21 protein-coding genes and 1 pseudogene are annotated in these 21,515 nt (G+C 36.3%); 14 read left to right on the forward strand and 8 right to left on the reverse strand.

Translation table 11 applies throughout. The features are described 5' to 3' along the window. The first annotated feature begins 245 nt into the window (after positions 1-245). Positions 246-1,098, forward strand: a pseudogene (locus tag FC88_RS01840) (alpha/beta hydrolase). 11 nt (positions 1,099-1,109) lie between these two features. On the opposite strand, the gene FC88_RS01845 reads toward FC88_RS01840, so the two are convergent. The 5 genes from FC88_RS01845 to FC88_RS01865 form a co-directional block, all read right to left on the reverse strand. After that, complete coding sequence (locus FC88_RS01845; protein WP_057812199.1) at positions 1,110-1,460, reverse strand: DUF1516 family protein; 351 nt, start codon at positions 1,458-1,460, stop codon at positions 1,110-1,112. Between the two features lie 88 nt (positions 1,461-1,548). Then, positions 1,549-1,776: an SHOCT domain-containing protein gene (locus tag FC88_RS01850; RefSeq protein WP_083484533.1), complete on the reverse strand. Its 228-nt coding sequence runs from the start codon at positions 1,774-1,776 to the stop codon at positions 1,549-1,551. A 70-nt stretch (positions 1,777-1,846) separates the two neighbouring features. Continuing rightward, positions 1,847-2,839, reverse strand: coding sequence for a LacI family DNA-binding transcriptional regulator (locus FC88_RS01855; RefSeq protein ID WP_162256519.1), 993 nt, complete (start codon positions 2,837-2,839; stop codon positions 1,847-1,849). Then, positions 2,836-4,281 carry a UDP-glucose--hexose-1-phosphate uridylyltransferase gene (locus tag FC88_RS01860; protein WP_057812203.1) on the reverse strand — a complete coding sequence of 482 codons (1,446 nt, stop codon included), beginning with the start codon at positions 4,279-4,281 and terminating at the stop codon, positions 2,836-2,838. The genes FC88_RS01855 and FC88_RS01860 overlap by 4 nt, the downstream gene beginning before the upstream one ends. Beyond that, positions 4,281-5,465 (reverse strand): galactokinase, encoded by a 1,185-nt coding sequence (locus FC88_RS01865; RefSeq protein WP_057812205.1) that lies wholly within the window; start codon positions 5,463-5,465, stop codon positions 4,281-4,283. Before FC88_RS01865 ends, FC88_RS01860 begins: the two co-directional genes overlap by 1 nt. 149 nt (positions 5,466-5,614) lie before the next feature. Here FC88_RS01865 and FC88_RS01870 point away from each other — a divergent pair, with 149 nt between their 5' ends. The 3 genes from FC88_RS01870 to FC88_RS01880 all read left to right on the forward strand — a co-directional run bounded on the left by FC88_RS01870 (position 5,615) and on the right by FC88_RS01880 (position 7,652). Continuing rightward, positions 5,615-6,481, forward strand: a complete 867-nt coding sequence (locus tag FC88_RS01870) for a DegV family protein (protein WP_057812208.1) — start codon at positions 5,615-5,617, stop codon at positions 6,479-6,481. After that, on the forward strand, positions 6,471-6,821 hold the full coding sequence (locus FC88_RS01875) for a VOC family protein (RefSeq protein ID WP_057812210.1): 351 nt from the start codon (positions 6,471-6,473) through the stop codon (positions 6,819-6,821). The genes FC88_RS01870 and FC88_RS01875 overlap by 11 nt, the downstream gene beginning before the upstream one ends. A gap of 123 nt (positions 6,822-6,944) precedes the next feature. After that, positions 6,945-7,652, forward strand: coding sequence for a GntR family transcriptional regulator (locus FC88_RS01880; protein WP_057812212.1), 708 nt, complete (start codon positions 6,945-6,947; stop codon positions 7,650-7,652). Positions 7,653-7,709: 57 nt separating this feature from the next. On the opposite strand, the gene FC88_RS01885 is transcribed toward FC88_RS01880, so the two are convergent. After that, positions 7,710-9,656 carry a sucrose-specific PTS transporter subunit IIBC gene (locus FC88_RS01885; protein ID WP_057812214.1) on the reverse strand — a complete coding sequence of 649 codons (1,947 nt, stop codon included), beginning with the start codon at positions 9,654-9,656 and terminating at the stop codon, positions 7,710-7,712. 217 nt (positions 9,657-9,873) lie between these two features. On the opposite strand from FC88_RS01885, the gene FC88_RS01890 reads away from it, so the two are divergent. Together FC88_RS01890 and FC88_RS01895 are read left to right on the forward strand one after the other, a co-directional pair. After that, positions 9,874-11,301, forward strand: a complete 1,428-nt coding sequence (locus FC88_RS01890; protein WP_057812216.1) for a sucrose-6-phosphate hydrolase — start codon at positions 9,874-9,876, stop codon at positions 11,299-11,301. Positions 11,302-11,309: 8 nt separating this feature from the next. Continuing rightward, on the forward strand, positions 11,310-12,293 hold the full coding sequence (locus tag FC88_RS01895) for a LacI family DNA-binding transcriptional regulator (RefSeq protein WP_187323381.1): 984 nt from the start codon (positions 11,310-11,312) through the stop codon (positions 12,291-12,293). A gap of 89 nt (positions 12,294-12,382) precedes the next feature. On the opposite strand, the gene FC88_RS01900 is transcribed toward FC88_RS01895, so the two are convergent. Both FC88_RS01900 and rlmD read right to left on the reverse strand, forming a co-directional pair. Then, positions 12,383-13,117 (reverse strand): class I SAM-dependent methyltransferase, encoded by a 735-nt coding sequence (locus tag FC88_RS01900; RefSeq protein WP_057812221.1) that lies wholly within the window; start codon positions 13,115-13,117, stop codon positions 12,383-12,385. 81 nt (positions 13,118-13,198) lie between these two features. Then, complete coding sequence (gene rlmD, locus FC88_RS01905; protein WP_057812223.1) at positions 13,199-14,581, reverse strand: 23S rRNA (uracil(1939)-C(5))-methyltransferase RlmD; 1,383 nt, start codon at positions 14,579-14,581, stop codon at positions 13,199-13,201. A gap of 66 nt (positions 14,582-14,647) precedes the next feature. On the opposite strand from rlmD, the gene recX reads away from it, so the two are divergent. The 8 genes from recX to FC88_RS01945 all read left to right on the forward strand — a co-directional run bounded on the left by recX (position 14,648) and on the right by FC88_RS01945 (position 21,481). Next, a complete protein-coding gene (gene recX, locus FC88_RS01910) occupies positions 14,648-15,424 on the forward strand; it encodes a recombination regulator RecX (RefSeq protein WP_057812225.1) in 777 nt (258 codons plus the stop codon). 579 nt (positions 15,425-16,003) lie between these two features. Then, the gene (gene ntdP, locus FC88_RS01915; protein WP_010020670.1) at positions 16,004-16,537 is read left to right on the forward strand and encodes a nucleoside tri-diphosphate phosphatase; all 534 of its coding nucleotides are present in this window, start codon (positions 16,004-16,006) and stop codon (positions 16,535-16,537) included. A gap of 61 nt (positions 16,538-16,598) precedes the next feature. Beyond that, positions 16,599-17,489, forward strand: coding sequence for a LysR family transcriptional regulator (locus tag FC88_RS01920; RefSeq protein ID WP_057812227.1), 891 nt, complete (start codon positions 16,599-16,601; stop codon positions 17,487-17,489). A gap of 79 nt (positions 17,490-17,568) precedes the next feature. Further along, entirely contained in the window at positions 17,569-17,922 is a 354-nt protein-coding gene (locus tag FC88_RS01925; protein ID WP_057812228.1) for a MerR family transcriptional regulator, read from the forward strand. A gap of 3 nt (positions 17,923-17,925) precedes the next feature. Beyond that, positions 17,926-18,882, forward strand: a complete 957-nt coding sequence (locus tag FC88_RS01930; protein WP_057812230.1) for an aldo/keto reductase — start codon at positions 17,926-17,928, stop codon at positions 18,880-18,882. Between the two features lie 17 nt (positions 18,883-18,899). Beyond that, positions 18,900-19,910 (forward strand): aldo/keto reductase, encoded by a 1,011-nt coding sequence (locus FC88_RS01935; protein ID WP_057812232.1) that lies wholly within the window; start codon positions 18,900-18,902, stop codon positions 19,908-19,910. 9 nt (positions 19,911-19,919) lie between these two features. Continuing rightward, positions 19,920-20,561: an SDR family oxidoreductase gene (locus tag FC88_RS01940; protein ID WP_057812234.1), complete on the forward strand. Its 642-nt coding sequence runs from the start codon at positions 19,920-19,922 to the stop codon at positions 20,559-20,561. After that, positions 20,552-21,481: an amidohydrolase family protein gene (locus FC88_RS01945; RefSeq protein WP_057812236.1), complete on the forward strand. Its 930-nt coding sequence runs from the start codon at positions 20,552-20,554 to the stop codon at positions 21,479-21,481. Before FC88_RS01940 ends, FC88_RS01945 begins: the two co-directional genes overlap by 10 nt. The last annotated feature ends 34 nt before the right edge of the window (positions 21,482-21,515 follow it).

Raw genomic sequence — 21,515 nt, forward strand, 5'->3', positions numbered from 1 at the left:
TTCCATCTGAAATTATTCCATTTCATATGTCAACCACAAAGGGAGTATAGCAGAACTCTGTGGGCATGACTTGGAGCCTTTGCTAAGACCAAAACCGGGCAAAGTCTTCAAGCTCGACCTTTCACTAGGCAATAAATTGCCAAGAGAAATTTCACAGCTGAGCCAATTTTCTTCGCTATTCCGGACTAGATAGTGCTTCTAAATTTAATATCAAAAGATGTTATTTAGATTAGGAGTGATTTAATTTGAGCAAAAAGAAAATAATTATCGCTACGATTATGGCTTCTCTGTTGTTGATTGTGGGAGTTTTTGGCTTCAGTAATTCAACTCAGGCAGTCACAAAAAAGAAGTATGTTCAAGAATCGATTCCAACCATCTTTTTTCACGGCTATGCCAGCAGTTTTCATGCCGAGCAACAAATAACCGGGGCTATTAAAAAAGCCGGTGTAACGAAGACTATCGTGCGTGTTAACGTTAGTCCTAATGGTTATGCTAAGATGATTGGCTCGATTCCTAAAAAGGCCAAGAACCCTATTGTAGAGGTAAATTTCGACAACAGTCGCAATGGCAATTACCATACTCAAGGTCAGTGGGCCAAAAATGTTATCAAAGTTGTTCAAGAAGATTACAAATGTAAGAAAGTTAATCTAGTTGGTCATTCAATGGGGAATATGGCAATCAACTATTATATTTTGGACAATCCCGGTTTAAAAGATTTACCTAAGATAAATAAAGTCGTCGATATTGCTGGTCATTTTGATGGCATAATTGATGAAGATGATGAACCTAATGAAACAACGCTTGATAAAAATGGTAAGCCGGATCGAATGAATTCTTTTTATAAAGAACTACTGGAATTGAGAAAGGCTTATCCTAAAAATATTAAAGTATTAAATATCTATGGCGATAAAAATGACGGAACTCATTCTGATGGAGCAGTAACCAATGCTTCTTCAAAGTCTTTGAAGTATTTAGTCTCTGGGCGTGCTAAGTCTTATCAAGAAAACGAAGATAGTTGGCAAGATGGCAGCACACAGCAAGTTACATGAGAATAAGCAAGTTGATAAAGTACTAATCAATTTTCTATTTAAAAAATAATCTAAAAACTATTAAGCAAATGGGTACCATCCGGCTAGTGCAAAGCCGATTAAAGCAGTAACGATACAAAAGATAATAACTGCCCAAATCAGTGACTTGCTGATATTTTTTTGAGCTTTTCGAGCAAAAGCAATTTCAACTAATGCAATAAATGCTAATGCCACAATGATTTTTACAATCAACAGTATTGGCTCAACCGACCAAGCTTTGATTGCTAGTTTGATACCAGTAGCAATGATGACGAGATAACCTACACGCGTGATCATTTCATAGATTTGTGTGTGTGAATTAGTAAATAATGCTAAAAGGATCATGATTGCCATGACCATCCAAGTAATTAAATGTGTCCATAACCAAATCATATTTTGCCTCCTTGATACACTTTCAATCTTAGCATTTCGATGAAAAAAAGTAGCAATTCCAAACTGCAGTTTTGGATTGCTACTTTTTTTATTTCAGTAAGTTTTCTTTTCTCTTGCGATAGTCATCATCAGAAACATTACCTTTGGCGTATTCTTGATCAAGAATTTCTAGGGCACTAGTTTTTGAATGATTGCGGTTATTGTTGAGTAAGTACAAGACAACTAAAGCAACTAATAAGATGATGATTCCATAGAACCAAAATCCGCCACCCATGAAACCACCACCGAAACCACGACAATTAGCAAATCCCATCATAGTTATCACTTCCTTAAAATATTTCTACTCTAATTGTAAGTAAGAAGCATTTTAGGAGCAATCAAACTGCTTAGTTGGTACTTTGACGAAAGACTAATTTTGTAGCTAAAATGACTTTTTTGGCAACGTGTCGAGGGTTTGTTAAGACGTCTTGGATAGCATCAACAGCTGTTTCTCCCATTTGGACTGTAGCCACAGCGACTGAGCTGAGTTCAGGATTGACTAAACTAGCTATGGAAGTGTCATTGAAGCTAAAGATTTGAACTTGATTAGGCACAGAGATTTGTTCTTCTTGCAGAGCCTTCAAGGCTCCACTAGCCATTGGGTCATTAGAAATGAAAAATGCTTTTGGTAAATTAGGCAACGTTTTAATAGCTTGTTTCATCTGTTGATAACCGGATTCCTTCGTGAAATCACCTTTGAAACAAAGTTTAGTTTTAAAAATACTGTGCTTGTTCATAGCCTGTTGAAAACTATCGTAACGAAAGTCAGAAATGATCCGTTTGTCATCAGTTGAAGATTCTTCGCCATAGATTAAACCGATGTCAGAAATATTTTGACTAACAAAGTAGTCAATAACTTGTTCAATACCGTAATTGAAATCAGGTAAAACTGTATCAAACCCCTTAGCAAATTGATCATCGTCAATGAAGACTAAGTTGGAACTGATTCGTTTCATAGTCATTACTTGGTCTGAACTGAATTTTCCAATCGCAATGAGTCCGTCGATATCGGTTGGAATTTGTTCTAGATTATTGTGAAAGATTCTTAAAATTTCAAAGCTGTATTTTGGAGCTTGCTGTTCGATACCTTCACGGATCATCATGTAGTAGAGGTCATCTTGTTCTTTGGATTCGGAATACCACTGAACTAAGGCGATGTGTTTTTGAAAACGGGAATTCTTGTGATTAGCTTTTTGATAATTTAAGTCAGTCGCAATTTTTAGAATATTAGCTCTAGTTTGGTCAGTGACTGATAAAGTCAAATCGTTATTTAAAACTCGTGACACCGTTGCGGCAGAAACGTGAGCTTTTTTGGCAATATCTCGTAAAGTAGCCATTATGAAAGACTTCCTATGAATTTGTCGAAGGCCTTTTGACCTTGAGTGTTCCACTTGAAAACTCCAGCGTCTTCAAGCACACGACCAAAGACTAGGCCAGTTTCTTTGTTGACGATTTCAGCTACATTATCTTCGGTAAAATCGCACTTTTCTTGAAGTTGATCAGCCCAAGTTTTGTGATAGTCTGCCATTTTATTAGGTTGTTTGAGTAGGTAACGTTCGACTTCTTTTAGTTCATCTTTCAAACGAGCTGGTAAAATTGCCCGACCCATAACTTCAATTAAACCGATATTTTCTTTTTTGATATGTTGAACATCTTGATGGGGATGAAAAATACCGTCAGGGAATTCTTTTGAAGTTTGATTGTCACGTAAGACGATATCTAGAACATAATTTTCACCATCTTTGTAAGCAATCGGTGTAACAGTGTGATGACGAACACCGTCAGTATAGGCTCTGACATCAACCGTTGCATCAGAATAGTTTTTCCAGTTTTTGTGAATCAAAGTGGCAGCAGCAACTAATTGTTCTGGATCAGCACTAGTTAAACGAATCGTTGAAAGTGGCCATTTGACGATACCAGCTTTAACATTTTTTATTGGAAGAGTAATATCACGGTCAATTTTAGCTTTCATCATTGGAAATTCATGACGTCCACCTTGATAATGGTCATGACTGAGCATCGAGCCTCCAACGATTGGCAAATCAGCGTTACTACCGACAAAATATTGTGGGAAGATGCGGATGATTTCTAATAAATTATTGAAGGTATGTTGATTGATAATCATTGGTTGGTGAATTTTATTGAGAAAAATTGCGTGTTCACTAAAGTAAGCATAAGGGGAGTATTGGAAGCCCCAAGTTTGTCCACCGAGGGTAAAACGAATAATGCGGTGGTTACTTCTGGCTGGATAACCGAGACGTCCTAAGTAGCCTTCATTTTCCATACAAAGTTGACATTTAGGATAACCGGTTTGTTTTTGTTTACCAGCTAGAGCGATAGCTTTGGGGTCTTTTTCCGGTTTAGATAAGTTGATAGTGATTTCGAGATTTCCATAATCAGTTTTAACTTGATAAGAAATATTTTTAGCAATCGCTTTGACTTTGATGTAGTCATTGGCTTGACTTAATTTGTAAAAATAATTCGTGGCCGTTTGGGGACTTTTTTGATAAAGATTCCAAAACTTAGCATTAACTTTAGAAGGTAATGGAGTTACAAAGTCCATCAATTGGTCATTGAGGATCTCTTTTTCAGTTTGATTATCTTCAATTTTGCCATTTTGGATAGCTGTTTTAATCAAAGCCGTTTTGATATCGTCATCTGTTTGATGATTGTCGTCACCAACTAATGCACAGATGCGATTGTATAAATAAATCTTGTCGAGTTCTTGGTAGTCGTTGTCAGAATTAACGATCAAGTCGACAAATTGGTCAACACAAGACATTATTTTTCCACCTCAGAGATTTTGATTTCACTTGGTCCGTCAGCAATTTCAGCAATGTAAAAGTCGGCGTTGTAGCCGATTTTTTCTTGATAAATTTGACCGACATTTTGTTTGAATGATTCGACTTGGCCTTTTTGAACGAAGGCAATCGCACAGCCACCAAATCCAGCACCAACCATACGAGCTCCTAGGACGCCATCTTGTTGCCAAGCTGCTTCGACTAATGTATCAAGTTCAACGCCAGTTACTTCATAATCATAGTGAAGTGAAATGTGTGAAGCGTTGACGAGTTTACCAAATTCAGTTAGGTTGTTTTCCTTTAGATATTTGATAGCTTTAAGAGTTCTTTGGTTTTCAAAGACTGCATGACGAGCACGACGAATTAAGGTGTCATCGTTGATCAAATAAGAATTACGGTCGAATTCATCAATTGATAGTTCGCCTAAAGATTTGATATTTAGTTTAGTTTGAAGAAGAGCTAGAGCTTGTTCACATTGACTGCGACGTTCGTTGTACTTAGAGTCAGCTAGAGCACGTTGTTTGTTTGTATTCATGATTACGATGACGTGGTCGCCAAGTTCAACTGGAGCATAGTGATATTCCATCGTATTAGTATCGAGTAGGATAGCTTGGTCCTTTTTACCCATCCCAACAGCAAATTCATCCATGATCCCGGAGTTGACGCCGATATAGTTATTTTCGTTTTGTTGGCCCATTTTAACGAGATCAATTTGGTTTATTCCTAGTTTGAAGACATCATTTAAAATATTACCCATTAATAATTCAATTGAAGCGGAAGATGACAATCCTGCACCATCTGGTAAATTACCATGAACGTAAATATTGAAGCCATGGTCGATCTTGTAACCGTCTTTTTGAATTAAATAAATCATCCCTTTGAGATAATTTGACCAGTTGTCTTCTTTTTTATAAGTTAAGTCTTTTAATGTGACGGAAATAATCCCAGTATTTGGCAAGTTGGCAGAATACATTTGAATTGTTTCATCGTCACGATTGCCAAATGCAGCGTAAGTTCCCAAACTGATAGCACAAGGGAAGACGTTGCCACCGTTATAATCAGTATGCTCACCGATTAAGTTGATTCTACCGGGTGAGAAAAAGAGTTTTTCAGCGGATTCGTTAAAAATATCTTGATAGCCTTGTAAAATTTCTTTCGTATTCATAATCATTCTCCATTTTTACTAAATATTTACTTAACAAAATGATAGCGCTTTCCGATAACTAAAACAAGTAGTATAGATTTAATTATTCCTATAAAATGTTATTATTATATGCATGAGTGCCCATACTGGAAAAAAGAGGAAAAAAACCAATGAAAACGGCAGTGGTAACTGATACAGCGTCTTATTTGACACCGGAACAAATTAAAAAATATAACATTACTGTTTTACCAATTACAGTTATTTTGGGGAATAAACAGTACAAAGAAACTGAAGAATTGACTGATCAAGAATTCTTTGATTATTTGCGTAACGAAAAAGAATTGCCAACAACTTCTCAAGTATCGATGGGACAAATTCAAGAAGCCTATGACCGCCTAGTTGATGAGGGGTACGACACGATTATTTCGATTCATTTGTCATTAGGAATTACTTCTTTTATGGACAATTTGAGAATGTTTGTTAAGAGTTATGACAAAGCCAAGATTTATCCATTCGATTCAATGGCTGCTAGTGGTGCAGAGGCTGATTTGGTAATGTTAGCTGGACTATTAGCGCAACAAGGCGTTGAACCAGATGAAATTATTAAACATTTAGAAGATTTAAGAGCTTCTACGCACATTTTGTTTGCAGTTGATGATTTGAAACATTTGAGTAGAACTGGTCGTTTGAGCAATCACTCTGCCATCATCGGTAGTTTGTTGAACGTGAAGCCATTGTTGACTTTTAAAGATGGTAAAATTTATGCGATTGCTAAAGAAAGAACTATGCATCGTGCTTATAAAATGATTGCTACAGAAATTAAGAAATATACAGACCAGCACCCTGATTGGAATCTGCACATCACTATTGTTGATTCTAATAATCGTGAAATGCTAGATAAGTGGTCGAATGACTTCCAAGCAGATTTTCCTAAAGCTAGAATTTCTAAGAGTCATTTAGGACCAGCTATCAGTGTTCATACTGGTGAAAAGACTATGGGTGTCGTCTGGGACAAGGATTTTGAAAATGAAAACTAGAGTTGTGTTGTACGTCAATGATGTTGATATGAGCGTTGATTTTTGGACGATGGAATTTGGTGGTGAAGTATCTGACCGTCAAACTTTGAATGGTGGTTATCAAAATGTCATTATCAAAGTTTCTGCAGAAATGGAATTGTCGATTTTTCCTAAAGACTATATTCACATTTATGCCCCAGAAACCCCTGAAACTGTGCCATCATTGATGTTCTTCTCAGAAGATTTTTATCATTTACATGAAGAAATTTTGAGTGCCAGTGAGATCAGTGAAGTCAATGGTGTTTTGACTTTTAACTTCCAAGATCCCGAAGGCAATATGTTCGTCATGGCAAAGGAATAAGGTGAGTCCATTGTGGATTCATCTTTTTTTATACGATTTGTCCAGTTACTGATTGTATCTTTTATTTGCACAAGTGTTTGTATGACCATACACTTTAATTAGCATCAGAAAGGAAAAATGCTTATGAATACTTTGCATGAACAATTGTTGGATCAATTAGCTAGTTACGTCCAAACATTACCAGCTAATGCTAAATTACTTTCTGAAAGACAATTAGCGGATAAATACCAAGTGTCGCGTAACACTGTTCGTTTAGCATTGTTAGATTTAGAGTCGACTGGTTTAGTCCGTCGAATTCAAGGTCAAGGCACTTTTGTTAACAAAATCAATCTTCAAAGCGACCTAGGTAGTAGTTATCAATTCGGGCAACAAATGCGTTTATTAGGGAAAACTCCTAGTACGAAGATCATTAGTTTTGAAGAAAAAGATGTTAATGCTTACTTCGAAAAAAATCTCAATTTGGAAATTGGTGAGAAAATGTTTAAAGTTAGGCGGTTACGTTTAGCTGATGATGAACCGATGATGTTAGAGAGAAGTTTCTTGCCAGTGAAGTTATTTCCAACTTTGACTAAAGAAATGCTTGAAAATGATTCGATGTATAACGTCTTTGAACAAGAATTTGACGAAAAAATCGACTACGCCGACGAATATTTTTCGGCTGATGTCATTAGTAACTGTGATTGTGAGCCTATGCAGTTAAAACCAGGAACGCCATGTCTACATTTGGAGAGAAAAGCCTATGATGAACAACGGCATATTATTGAGTTCACTTTGAGTACTGCACGCAGTGATGAGTTTGCTTATCATGTTAGACATAATTTGGAAAATTAAAAAAGATGCTGAAAATTAGATCAGCATCTTTTTTTGCGCTTATTTGATTATGAAGGGTTAAGCAGTAGCAACTGGAGTTGTTTCAAGTGTTGGTTTAGTTAAAGCGACAATGTCATCACCTGAAGCGACATCAGATTTGTTCAAACGGTCGACGTCTGAATAAGTAGCGCTGTTGGTTATAACGACCATAACAGTTGTGTCATAGCCAGCAGTTTGAATTTTTTGAAGATCGAAAGTTCCTAATAGATCACCTTTGTTGACGTGTTGTCCTTGAGTAACATTGGAGGTAAAATATTGTCCTTTGAGATCAACTGTATCGATTCCTAAGTGAATCAATATTTCGGCGCCGTCATCAGTTTGAATTCCATAAGCGTGTTTAGTTTCATAGGCAACAGTCAAAGTTCCGTCAGCTACTGCATAAACATTGCCATCGTTAGGTTTTATAGCAGCACCTTTACCCATAATTTCAGCTGAGAAAACTTGGTCATTGACTTCAGACAAATTGATCAATTCACCACTAACAGGAGCGGCAATCATTTCGTCAGCGACTTCGATATTTTTACCTTCAGAAACAGGTGTAGCAGTCGTTACTTTGTCAAATTTCTTACCGTAGGCATATGTCAAAACAAATCCTAAAGTGATACTAATAATGATACTAATGAAGAACGGTAGATAAGACTTAGGTGGTAAGGAAATGAAGCCGATGATCCCAGCAGCACCTAAAGCACTAGATAGAACGTGGAAAATACCGATAATAATTGAAGAAATACCTGAAGCAATCATGGCACAGAAGAATGGGTAGCGAAGCTTTAGATTAACACCAAAGATTGCAGGTTCAGTGATTCCTAGTAAGGCTGAAATACCAGCTGAAGAAGCAAGTCCTTTTTGTTTTTCATTTTTAGAGATAAAGAAAACAGCAAGACAAGCAGCACCTTGAGCAGCGTTGGCCATTGAAGCAATTGGAAAGATGAAATCTCCACCAGTTTTGGCGATATTAGTTAATAATTGAGTTTCGATAGCCGGAAAGCTTTGGTGCAAACCAGTAACTACGATAGGTGAGTAGAAAGTACCAAAGATAGCTGTACCGATAAAGCCAGTTGTGTTGTACATCCAAACGATACCGTTAGTTAAAGCATCTGATAATGTTCTCATGATTGGTCCAACACCGATGAAAGTTAAAAGACCAGTGATGATAACAGCAATTAATGGTGTGAAAATAAAATCAGGTGTAGCAGGCATGTGCTTGTGGAGCCATTTTTCAATCGTAGCCAAGATCCAAGAAACTGCTAGAACTGGTAAAACTTGTCCTTGATATCCAGCTTGGGCAACGTTCATACCAAAGATATTCCAGTAAGTCATTTTACCGGCTGCCATCACGTTAGCAACGTCATAACCACTAACTAAACTTGGCATAACCATTGCCATACCAATAGCGGCACCAAGATAAGGGTTACCACCGAAACGTTTCGTAGCAGAGAAACCGATTAAAATCGGCATGAAAGTAAATGGTGCTGAAGCTAGTAAATTGATTAGTTCAGAAACACCCTTTAAACCAGGATACATTTGAACGACGGATTGAGCTCCGAAGAGGTCTTGAGAAGTCAAAACATTGTTCAAAGCCATCAATAGACCACCGGCAACTAAAGCAGGAATCAGTGGTACGAAAATATCAGAAAGAAGTTTTACTAAAGCCATGACAGGGTTAGATTTTTTGCCATCGATGGCAAGATTTTTTAAGTCATCAGGTGTGACTTCTTTTAGACCAGTTTTTTTGATGAAGAAATCGTAAACCTTGTCAACATCCCCAGGCCCAATAATGATTTGATATTGGCCATTGATACTGAAGGTACCTTTAACGTCATCATCATTGTCCAACCCTTTTTGGTCGATTTTTTTGACGTCTTTAACTACTAATCTCAATCGAGTGGCACAGTGAGCGGCAGCAATTAAATTATCTTTGCCAACATACTTGATTACTCTATCAGCAACTTGTTCATGATTCATAATACGTTCCTCCTAAAAATTCATGTAAGCGCTTTTCGTAATTTAATAATACCTGCTTTTTTCAAAATGTCAAACGTTTATCAAAATTATTTTGCTTATTAAATATATAATTTGAGAATTGCTTTAAATTGGTGATTGAATACAATGTTAAACGATTGACAATTTTATATAAAAGCGGTTACAATGATAACTAATCAAGGAAAGTCGAGTTAGAACAATGATTACAGAATGGACGACAAAATTAAGATACTTACCATATGAGAATTGGCCTGCAGAACAAATCGCCGATATCAAAAAAAACATTGCTAATTCTCATTGGCGTCTGGGTTATCACATTCAACCTAGTACTGGATTGATGAATGATCCAAATGGTTTTTCTTATTTTAATAATCAATGGCATTTGTTTTATCAATCATTCCCTTATGGCCCCGTACATGGTTTGAAAAATTGGACCCACTTAACTTCTAATGATTTGGTAAATTGGCAAGATCACGGGCCAATATTATTGCCTGGGGATGCTCAAGATAGTCACGGCGCTTATTCTGGTTCAGGTATCGTTGTTGATGACAAATTATTCTTAATGTATACCGGAAATGTCAGAGATAAAGACTGGGTCAGACATCCTAAACAAGATGGTGCCTGGTTAGATAAGAATAATCAGCTACAAAAAATTGCTACACCATTAATTGATCAAGTTAAACCAGGTTTTACTGATCATTTTCGTGACCCCCAAATTATTGAACACGACGGCCAGTATTATTGCTTGATAGGTGCTAGAAAAAAAGATGACACTGGACACGTTTTAGTTTATCAAGCACCAAAAGTTACGGGACCTTGGTCATACAAGGCGGAATTGAAATTTACTGATGAACCAATGGGTTACATGATTGAATGCCCTAATTTAGTCTTTATCGATAACAAACCAGTTTTGATCTTTTGTCCGCAAGGAATTTCTCAGGATGTTTTGAAACATCAAAATATTTATCCTAATGCCTATGTAGTCGGAGAAGGATTTGACTGGGATAAATTTGAATTTATCAATCCTTCAACTATTAAGAACTTGGACGAAGGATTTGACATTTATGCGACTCAAGCATTCAATGCTCCAGACGGTCGAGTTTTGTCAATCAGTTGGATTGGATTGCCTGATACGACTTATCCAAGTGACGTTGAAGGCTGGGCGCATTGCTATAGTTTAGTTAAGGAACTAAAACTCATCGGGGGACGACTTTATCAACAACCAGTAGTGGAAAATAATCAATTAGTCGAAGCAACTATCGACTCAAAAGAAATTGCACCTCAAACAAAAATTTCAGCTACAATCAGTGGTTTAGAGGGAACCATTGTTATTACAACTGAAGAGGATGAAGAAATAAAAATAATTATCGATGCTCCTAATGGTAAAATATTAGTTGACCGGACTAAAGCAGGAATCCCTTTTGCGACCGACTTTGGTACAACGAGAGGTTTTGAAATGGCCGGAGAAATCAACCAAGTAGATTTGTATTTGGATAATACTGTTTTTGAATTGTACGTCAATAATGGCGAATTAGTATTTACAGGTAGGATTTTTCCGAAAGGAAAGAAGTTCTTTGCGGAATCTGACTTGCCAATTGCAAAGCAGCGGTTAAAGAAGATTTATTGAGAGGATAGATTATGGCGACACTAGATGACATTGCAAAACTAGCTGGGGTATCAGCAACGACAGTTTCACGAGTAATCAATAATTATGGTTCTTTATCGGAGAAGACCAAGACAAAAGTTTTTTCAGCGATGCAAGAATTAAATTATCAACCCAATAGTTTAGCACGCTCACTCAAAGGCAAGAAAACGAAATTAATTGGTGTTATTATGCCAGGTGTCAGCAATCCATTTTTTGGACAGATGGTACAAGAAATTGAGGATCAACTGTTTAAAAAAGGTTTCAAAATGATTCTTTGCAATGCTGGAAACGATGCTCAAAAGGAAAAAGATTATTTACGAATGTTGATGGCTAATCGAGTTGATGGAATAATTGCTGGGTCGCATAATTTGGGAATTGAGGAATACCAAAAGGTCGGACTACCAATTATTTCCTTTGATCGCTACTTGTCAGACAACGTTCCTATTGTTAGCTCCGATAATTATCAAGGTGGAGAACTAGCCGCTCAATCGTTGATCAGTAGTGGCAGTAAGAATCCTCAAATCATCACTGGTTCCAATCGTCCTAATAGTCCAACAAATTCTCGTTTGACTGGCTTCAAAGACGTTTTAGAAAAGCATGATTTATCTTATAATTTGATTGAATTGCCATTCAGTTCATCGCCAAATATCAAGAGCCTCAAAATTAAAGAATTATTGACCAATAAAAAAATCGACGGTATTTTTTGTACCGACGATTTAACAGCTTTGTTAGTTAAGCAACAAGCTCAAGCCCTGAATTTACAAATTCCAACCGACATTCGCTTAGTTGGCTATGATGGGACTAACTTCATCCAAAACTACCATTCCGAATTGACGACTATCATGCAGCCGATTACTGATATCGTAACGATGATGATCGACTTGTTGTTAAAACGTATTGATGATCCAGATTGTCAGTTGGAGAAAAATTATGTTTTGCCAGTTAAGTTGATTACTGGTGGGACTACTATTTAAATTGGAAATAAAAATAGCATCTATTCTTTATAGGACGTAACTTTAGACAGTTTACGTATAGTGAGAATAGGTGCTTTTTTTCGGCAAGATCATTTGCTAGATTTAGCAGATATTAATAACATCATTGGTCTTCTAAATTCATCTTTCATTCCAGGAACATCTAATAAATGTGCTGGTGGAGTGGGTTCTTGTAACTCAGTTATCGTGAAGTTATTTTGAATTAAAGTATTCACGTAAGTAGTCAAAGTCTTATGGTATTTAATAACTTTGTGATCAAGAAAATTGGCGATTCGTTCACCTTCGTCAAAATAGTGATCGACTGGCCAACAAGTGATTTTCCCATTCTCGTCATAGAACCAGTCTTGATTACCATAAGCTGTAAAGATGGGATGCTCAACAGAAAAGATAAAGTTGCCATTAGGCGTTAAGCAATTTTTGATTCGCTGACAAATGTCATTAAAATCAGGAGTGTAGTGCAAGGCTAAAGAACTGATAACAATGTCAAAGCTATTTTGAGGAAAGGCAATATCTTCCATCGCCATCTTTTGATAGTGAACGTTGTCATAATGATTCTTTTCTTGAGCTACTTGCAACATATTTTCAGAGATATCGATTCCTAAAACAGATTTGGCTCCATTTTTTGCAGCATAGAGATCATGCCAACCGAATCCACAACCTACATCAAGAACACGTTTATCTTTGAAATCTGGCAACATTTTTTGAAAAGTTGGCCATTCGCCAGCAGCTTTTAAACCATCAACTGAGCGTGGAAATTTACTATAAGCTTTGAAAAAATCGTCATTGTCGTATTCATTTTCTACCATGAGAAATCCGTCCGGCTAATTTTGTTGAAATTAAAAAACACATTAAATTGAGTTTAACTCAATCTAATGTGTTTTTGCTTATTATCTTCTAATTAATTTAACAACTGTTTCTACGTGAGGTGTTTGTGGGAACATATCAACTGGTTGTAAGTAAACCACGCGATATGAATCAGACAAGCGAACTAAATCTTTTGCCAAAGTTGAAGGGTTGCATGATACGTAAACTAATTTGTTAACAGGGTTGCGTGTCAAAGTTGTTAATAACTTGTTATCAAGTCCTGTTCTTGGTGGATCGACGACGATTGCGTTAACTTCTTTGCCATCTTTTAAAAGCTTGGGATAAATTTCATCGGCTGAACCAACGTAATAGTCAGTATTGTCGACTTCATTTAACTTGGCGTTTTCCTTAGCATCTTCAATTGCTTCAGGGATGATTTCGATACCGTAGACGTGTTTTACTTTGTTAGCCATTGTGATACCAATCGTACCGACACCACAGTATGCATCTAACAAGACGTCACGTTGATTAGGTTCTAAGGCTTCGTTGACTAAATCGTAAAGTCGGTCAGTTTGAAGTGAGTTCAGTTGTAAGAAAGCTCTAGGCGAGAAGTTAAATAGGTAACCATTGATGTCTTCTTGTAAGTATTTGTCACCCCATAGAAGTTTAGTTTCATCGCCCCAAACGCCAGCTTTGTCTTCTTTGTTGATGTTTTGAGAAATTGAACTGACTTCGGGGATCTCTTCTTGAATACGTTCGATCAATTGGTGTTCTTTGATAAATTTAGGTGAACGAGTGATGAAAGTAACTTGTAATTGGTTAAATTCAACTGATTCACGGATAACGATCATGCTCAAGATACCAGATTTAGTTTCCGGATTGAAAACAGGAATTTCTAAGTCTTTGACCATTTGAACAATTTTTCTCATCGCTGACATCGTTAGATCCATTTGGGTTGGCATTTCTTCTAGGTCAACTAATTCTTGAGTGCCAGTTTTGTACAAACCACAGCGAATTTCACCATCAATTTCTTGAATAGGGAATTGAGCTTTGTTACGGTACTTTTCTTGTTGGACTGAGGCCACAGTAGGTTTGATCATGTATTTTTGATAAGCGTAAGGCTTATACTTGTCGAGTGATTCACGTAAAATGTTAGCTTTGAAATGGAGTTGTTCTTTGTATTTGATGTGGGCAAATTCTAACCCACCAACTTCATCAGCTAACTTAGGTGTTTCGGGATTTCTGAAATGAGAAGCTTTTCTAATTTTGTGAATGCGACCATTTAAGAAACGTTCGTGAACATCAGTAACTTCGCAGACGATGACATCTTCAGGCACCGCTTTAGGAACGAAGACGATAACGTGTTTGAAGAAACCAATCCCTTCGCCATTGATTCCGATACGTTTGATAGTTAATGGAAATCTATCGCCGACTTTTAATTCTTGCGTAATATTATTTGTATGCATTATTTTTCCTTTGAATGATTTTGAGATAAACTACTAATGAGTATAACATGGCGAGGTAGAAAAACATTGGCAAAAGTAACGAAGATTCAAGCACAGAAACGAAAAGGACGCTATAATGTCTTTCTTGATGGACAGTATGCGTTTCCAGTGGCGGAGACAACTTTGATTGAATTTCGTCTGATGAACGGAGTTGAATTGACTGATGGTCAAATCAAAGAAATCAAAGACCGTGAAAATATCAATAAAGCCTATGGCGATGCGGTCAATTATTTGAGCTACCAATTGCGAACTGAAAAAGAAATCAAAGATTACCTTTATAAAAAAGAATATCATCGTGATGCCGTTGATGATGTCATCGTTAGACTAGAAAAATTGCATTATTTAGATGATGGAAATTATGCTAAAAGTTTTATCAATACACAATTACGGACAACTGCTAACGGTCCTAAAATTATCGAACAGAAACTTCATCAAAAGGGTGTCCCTGATAACATAATTCAAGATAAGTTATTTGAAATCGATGAAGACACCTTGATTGAGAATGCGACTGAATTTGCTAAAAAGCAAGCTCGTAAACAAAAGCGGGCCTCATTTTCACAGATGTTGACGAAGATTAAGCAAGGACTTTATCAAAAAGGATATAATAACGAAATTATCGAAGAAGCTCTTAAAGATCTAGAGTTAGAACCAGATGAAGATGACGAATTAGAAAAATTACGCAAGTTGGTCCAAAAAGTTGAACACAGATATGATAAACCAGAAAAATTGATCAAGTATCTAATGACTAAAGGTTTCCATTTTGACGAAATAAAGAAAGTTTTGTCTGAGGATTCTGATAACTAGATTTGGCTAAATATGCCGTCGTCCGCAAAAATCCTGTGGCTGGCTGGAACATAGCCGACGCGATTTTGAGCTTTTGCATAAACCAAGTGCGCAAAATCTCAAAACTCGGTCTTTCACTAGGCAATAAATTGCCAAGAGAAATTTGGCTATTGAGCCGCCACAGGATTTTTGCTACCGACTAGAGTCTATTTTCTATTTGGATAGAATTAGACACATACTTTTTGAATAACAGTAATATATTGCAATTCCAATAATATCTTCTATTAATTTTCTGAAGTAGCTTATATAAAGATAGAAACCACTATCTAGTCGGGAGCGAGGTACTGGAAAATGCTCAGCCGTGAAATTCCACTTAGCGATTTATCGCTTAGTGGAAGCCCAATCTTGAAGACTTTGCCCGGTTTTGGTTTTAGCAAAGGCTCCAAGTTGTGGCCACAGCGTTCCAGCGTTTTCCAGTGCCGAACGGACGACGGCATCTTAACACTAACTAAACTAAATAATAACGATATCTTTCAATCGTTTCACAGCTCTGTTATAATTTTTTTGGATAAGAATTAGATTTGAGAAAGCTGGTAAGTTATGCAGATTCCTAGAGAAGGGGATTACGTAGCAATCCAGAGTTATAAGCATGATGGTCATTTACATCGTACTTGGCGTGAAACAATGGTGCTAAAGACAAGTGAAAACGAAATTATTGGTTGTAATGAGAACACTCTTGTCACAGAAGCAGATGGACGTCGTTGGGTAACTAGAGAGCCCGCACTGGTCTATTTTCATAAGAAGTATTGGTTCAATATTATTACTATGATAAGAGAGAGTGGAGTATCTTATTACTGCAATCTAGCGACACCGTTTGCCTTAGACAAAGAGGCCATCAAATATATTGATTACGATTTAGATGTTAAAGTTTTCCCAGATGGGGAGAAAAGATTACTTGATGTGGATGAATATGCCGCACATAGTAAGATGTGGAATTATCCACCAGAAATAGATACGATTTTACATTATAATGTCGACGTTTTAATTGATTGGATCGATAAAGGCAAAGGACCATTTTCACAGGCTTATGTTGATCTTTGGATGCAAAGATATAAGGAACTGTCACACCATTAGGATTGCTATATCCTGATTAGGCTGCCGTAATGGTAGTCTTTTTTTGTATAAGGAGATAATTATGGAGTTAAGAGTTTTGAATTACTTTTTAATGGTTGCTCGTGAAGAAAATATTACTAGAGCAGCCAATCTTTTACACATCAGTCAACCAACTTTATCACGACAAATTGCTAACTTAGAAGAAGAATTAGGTACCAAATTGTTCACTCGCCACAGTCACCAAATTACTTTGACTGAAGATGGACTATTGTTACGAAGACGTGCTCAAGAAATGCGCCAACTCAGTGATAAGATTAAAAGTGAGTTGTCATCTGATCAAACGGAATTGAGCGGTGAAATTTCGATTGGTAGTGGAGAATTGCAAGGTATGAATGAGTTAGGCGATATTATCGTTGCTTTTCACAAAAAATATCCCTTGGTGACTTTCAATATACAAAGTGGTAATGCAGAAGATATCACATTAGGTATTGAACAAGGTTTGTTAGATATGGCAATTTTTATTGAACCAATTGATACAGGAAAATATGATTTTGTCCGTTTAATTCAAAAAGAAAATTGGGGTATTTTGGTTAGAAATGATTCACCACTTGCCAAATATGAATATATCGAACCAAAAGATTTAAAGAATCAAGAATTGATAATGTCGAGAAGTCAGGCTATGCAAAGTGAAATCAATCATTGGTTGGGAAAATACAAGCAGTCGACAAGTTATTTATCAACATATAATCTACTTTACAATTCGGCAATCTTAGTTAAACGTGGTTTGGGGATTGCACTTTGTTTAAGTCTTGAGGCAAAATATGATGATGTAACTTTTGTACCTTTAAAACCAGAATTGGCGTACAGTTCAGTTCTAGCTTGGAAGTCAGAAGAAGTTACTTCTAGGACAGTTGCGGCATTCATCGATTTTACCAAGAAATACCTTCAAGACATTTCTAATAATCAAAAATAAGCATTATACATATCAAAGAATAGGCGTCATAATATGGTTGTTCCGTTAAGGAGCAGCCATTTTTGTTGAGAGAGCAAATATGAATAAAGAAGAAGTAAGTCAAAAATATCAAATCCCAGTTAGCCTCCTCGATGAATATGAATCTTGGGGTTTGTGCAATGTTGTGAAATTCGTTATGGGTGAGTGGCAATATGATGATCAAGATATTGAACGCCTAAGTACGATCATGGCTTTGCATGATATGGGTTTCAAAAATGACGAGATTGAAAAGTACATGCGTTTATTGTTGGAAACAAAGAATTCTGCTGACGAGATAATTCAGCTTTTAACTAAGAAGCGTCAAAACAAACTCGATCAGATTCATTTTCAAGAGAAGCAATTGGAACGAATTGATTATTTACGATATAAAATTAAAAAATCACAGGAGAAATAATACATGAATTTAATGCAAGAAGATTTAAAGATGCCAAAAGTCGCTTTGGGAACTTGGGCTTGGGGTGAAAGTAAATCAGCCAACAAAGTTTTTGGTAACAGTTTAACTGCCAATGACTTGGAACCAATTTTTAATAGAGGAATGGAATTAGGTTTGAATCTTTGGGACACTGCTGCTGTTTACAATGATGGTGATTCTGAAGCAATTTTAGGAAAATTCATTAAGGGAATTGATCGCGATAAGGTAATTTTATCAACAAAATTTACTCCACAAATCGCTGATGGTAGTGAAAAAGCTGTTGAAAACATGTTTGATGGCAGTGCCAACCGTTTGAATACTAATTTTGTTGATATTTATTGGATTCACAATGATGCCGATGTTGACAAGTGGACTAGAGAAATTGTTCCTTTAGCTAAAGAAGGCAAAATTAAATATATCGGCATTTCTAATCATAACTTAGAAGAAATCAAACGTGCTAATGAAATTTTGCATGAAGCTGGATTCAAAATTTCTGCCGTTCAGAATCACTTCAGTATTTTGGATAGAACCTCAGAAACATCAGGAATTATTGATTATTGTAAAGAAAATGATATTAATTTCTTTTCATACATGGTTTTGGAACAAGGTGCGCTATCAGGAAAATATGATACTAAGCATCCATTCCCCAAAGACAGTGAACGTGCTGAAGTTTATAACGATAAATTAGATAAGCTAGAAAGTTTAATCAATGGCATGAGGGAAATTGCTCAAAAGCATAACGTTGATGTAGCACAAATTCCAACCGCTTGGGCAGTCGCTAAAAATACTATTCCAATCATTGGTGCAACTAAGGTCAAACACATTGAAGATGCTGCAAAAGCTAGTGAAGTGAAATTGACTGCCAGTGAAGTTGCCAAATTGGATGAATTGGGTAATAAAACAGCTATCGATACAACTCGTGTATGGGAACAAAATATGTAGTAAAGGAAGTAAATATTTTGAAGTATACAAAATTAGGTAATACAGGATTAGATGTTTCAAGAATTTGTTTGGGAACGATGGGCTTTGGTCGACCTGATTCCGGAATGTTTCCTTGGGCAGTCGGTGCCGATGAGAGTGAAAAAGTTGTTCAAAAGGCTTTAGATTTAGGTATTAATTTCTTTGATACAGCCAATATTTATTCATACGGCGATAGTGAGGAATTTTTAGGTAAAGCTTTGAAGAAAAATGCTAATCGTGATGAAGTAGTTGTTGCTACAAAAGTCTTCTTTTCGCATTCAGACAAGCCTAATCAAGTTGGACTTTCAAGAAAGAGTATTTTGAGCAACATCGACAAAAGTCTACGGCGATTAGACATGGACTACGTTGATCTTTATATCATTCATCGCTGGGATTACAACACGCCAATCGAAGAAACTATGGAAGCACTTCACGATGTTGTCAAAGCTGGTAAGGCTAGATACATCGGTGCTTCAGCCATGTATTCTTGGCAATTTGAAAAAGCTCAAGCTATTGCTCGTGAACACAATTGGACAGAGTTTGTTTCGATGCAAAATCATTTGAACCTCTTGTATCGTGAAGAAGAGCGAGAAATGATGCCACTTTGTGAGGATGAAAACATTGCTGTGACACCTTATAGTCCTTTAGCTTCAGGTCATTTAACACGTCCAACTTGGGATGCTGACACTAAGCGTTCACAAACAGATTCAGTTGCTAGAAGTAAGTATGACGCTTCAGAACAAAATGATTTAGAAATTATCGAGCGAGTCAAAGAAGTTGCCGATAGAGAAAATGCTACTATGGCACAAGTTGCCTTAGCTTGGTTGTTACAAAAGAAACAAGTCGTTGCTCCAATTATCGGTGCTACTAATACTAAACATCTGGCTAGTTCAGTGGCTGCCGTTGATTTGAAGTTGTCACAAGATGACGTTGATTATATGGAAGCACCTTATTTACCACATAAGTTAGTCGGTGCTTTTACTAAAGATGAAAATGATTTAACACGTTAGGAGAAATTTATGACTAAAATTATTATTTTGGGAGCTCATGGACAAACAGCTCGAATCGTTACTGATGAATTATTACAAAATTCTGATAATGAATTGAAGTTATTTTTGAGAAATAGTACTCGTCTCAAGCAATATCAAAGCAATCCCCGAGTAGAACTAATTGAAGGCGATGTTTTAAACACAGAACAATTGGCTCAAGCAATGCAAGATGTCGACTTAGTTTATTCAAATGTCGGTGGAATCGATTTAGCCGACCAAACTAAGAGCATTATTAAAGCTATGGATCAAGCCAATCAGAAACGTTTGATTTTTATTAGTTCGTTGGGAACTTATCATGAAGTTCCTGGTAAATTCGGTGAATGGAATGAAAGTGCTATTGCAAGCTTTTTACCTGGATTTAGAAAGTCAGCTAAACTGATTGAAGATTCTGATTTGGAGTACACTATGATTCGTCCTGCTTGGATGGATAATAAAGATGAAATCGATTATGAAACAACACAAAAAGGTGAGCCATTTAAAGGAACAGAAGTTTCTCGAAAGAGTATCGCTGATTTTGTAATCAAATTGATCAATAATCCTCAAGCTCATATTGGGGAAAGTGCTGGTTTGAACAAACCTAATACTGATGGAGATAAACCTGCATGGATATAAAAATTGATGCTTTTGCTCATGTATTACCAACCGATTTATTGAACTATATAAAAAGTGATTTTACAGATGTTATAGATAAAAATCCATTTTTGAAGATTCCAGCATTGAGTGATTTAAACATTCGTCGCAAAGATTTTCCTAAAGACGTCAAACAAATCATTTCAAACGTGAATTTGAATCCTGAGGATTATTTTGATGGTAAAAAGGCTGCCCAATTGTGTTGGGATGCTAATGAAGAATTGTTGAAATTGGTAAACGGAAACGAAGACATTTTTGTTGGAGCAGTAGCTATGGTGCCAATGAATAACATCCCTAAAGCAATTGAAATAATTGAGCAACAAGTGGTACCTAATAATAAATTTGTTGGTATTCAATTGTTTACGCAAGCATTAGATAAATCAATTGCTAGTGTGGAGTATGAACCAATTTTTCTTGAAATGAGTAAAGTCGACTTGCCAATATTTTTACATCCGGTCTTTGATAATAATAAAAGAGATAATAACATCACTTTTAGTTGGGAATACGAATTGACCCAAGCTATGATGCAAATCGTTCAGGCTGGTTATTTTGAAAAATATCCTAAATTAAAAATTATCATTCATCATGCCGGAGCAATGATTCCATTCTTTGCAGGCAGAATCAAATATACGATGACTGATCAAGAGTATCATGACTTTAAGAAATTTTATGTCGATACAGCTATCTTGGGTAATCCTAAAGCCTTAGAGTTAGCAATTGACTTTTTCGGTAGTGAGCATATGGTATTTGGGACAGATGCGCCTTTTGCAGTGGTGCCTAATGGAGCAACTGAACAAATTATTGATGCTATTAATGATATGAAAATTTCAACAATCACGCGTAATGATATTTTTTTCAATAATTTTCTTAAAATAATTAGACCCAATCTATTCATAGAATAGTAAATACAGTAAAGCAGGAGTCAAGATTGTGAAT

The organism is Companilactobacillus futsaii JCM 17355 (assembly GCF_001435505.1).
In the GTDB taxonomy this organism is placed as follows: Bacteria; Bacillota; Bacilli; order Lactobacillales; family Lactobacillaceae; genus Companilactobacillus; species Companilactobacillus futsaii.

What these genes read in the sequence shown, in the direction of transcription:
- FC88_RS01845 (WP_057812199.1), bottom strand. Translation starts at nt 1,460, where the DNA reads ATGATTTGGTTATGGACACATTTAATTACTTGGATGGTCATGGCAATC.
- FC88_RS01940 (WP_057812234.1), top strand. Translation starts at nt 19,920, where the DNA reads ATGACTAAAATTATTATTTTGGGAGCTCATGGACAAACAGCTCGAATC.
- FC88_RS01875 (WP_057812210.1), top strand. Translation starts at nt 6,471, where the DNA reads ATGAAAACTAGAGTTGTGTTGTACGTCAATGATGTTGATATGAGCGTT.
- FC88_RS01890 (WP_057812216.1), top strand. Translation starts at nt 9,874, where the DNA reads ATGATTACAGAATGGACGACAAAATTAAGATACTTACCATATGAGAAT.
- FC88_RS01860 (WP_057812203.1), bottom strand. Translation starts at nt 4,281, where the DNA reads ATGTCTTGTGTTGACCAATTTGTCGACTTGATCGTTAATTCTGACAAC.
- FC88_RS01920 (WP_057812227.1), top strand. Translation starts at nt 16,599, where the DNA reads ATGGAGTTAAGAGTTTTGAATTACTTTTTAATGGTTGCTCGTGAAGAA.
- FC88_RS01885 (WP_057812214.1), bottom strand. Translation starts at nt 9,656, where the DNA reads ATGAATCATGAACAAGTTGCTGATAGAGTAATCAAGTATGTTGGCAAA.
- FC88_RS01945 (WP_057812236.1), top strand. Translation starts at nt 20,552, where the DNA reads ATGGATATAAAAATTGATGCTTTTGCTCATGTATTACCAACCGATTTA.
- FC88_RS01865 (WP_057812205.1), bottom strand. Translation starts at nt 5,465, where the DNA reads ATGAATACGAAAGAAATTTTACAAGGCTATCAAGATATTTTTAACGAA.
- FC88_RS01880 (WP_057812212.1), top strand. Translation starts at nt 6,945, where the DNA reads ATGAATACTTTGCATGAACAATTGTTGGATCAATTAGCTAGTTACGTC.
- rlmD (WP_057812223.1), bottom strand. Translation starts at nt 14,581, where the DNA reads ATGCATACAAATAATATTACGCAAGAATTAAAAGTCGGCGATAGATTT.
- FC88_RS01900 (WP_057812221.1), bottom strand. Translation starts at nt 13,117, where the DNA reads ATGGTAGAAAATGAATACGACAATGACGATTTTTTCAAAGCTTATAGT.
- FC88_RS01870 (WP_057812208.1), top strand. Translation starts at nt 5,615, where the DNA reads ATGAAAACGGCAGTGGTAACTGATACAGCGTCTTATTTGACACCGGAA.
- FC88_RS01850 (WP_083484533.1), bottom strand. Translation starts at nt 1,776, where the DNA reads ATGATGGGATTTGCTAATTGTCGTGGTTTCGGTGGTGGTTTCATGGGT.
- FC88_RS01925 (WP_057812228.1), top strand. Translation starts at nt 17,569, where the DNA reads ATGAATAAAGAAGAAGTAAGTCAAAAATATCAAATCCCAGTTAGCCTC.
- FC88_RS01930 (WP_057812230.1), top strand. Translation starts at nt 17,926, where the DNA reads ATGAATTTAATGCAAGAAGATTTAAAGATGCCAAAAGTCGCTTTGGGA.
- ntdP (WP_010020670.1), top strand. Translation starts at nt 16,004, where the DNA reads ATGCAGATTCCTAGAGAAGGGGATTACGTAGCAATCCAGAGTTATAAG.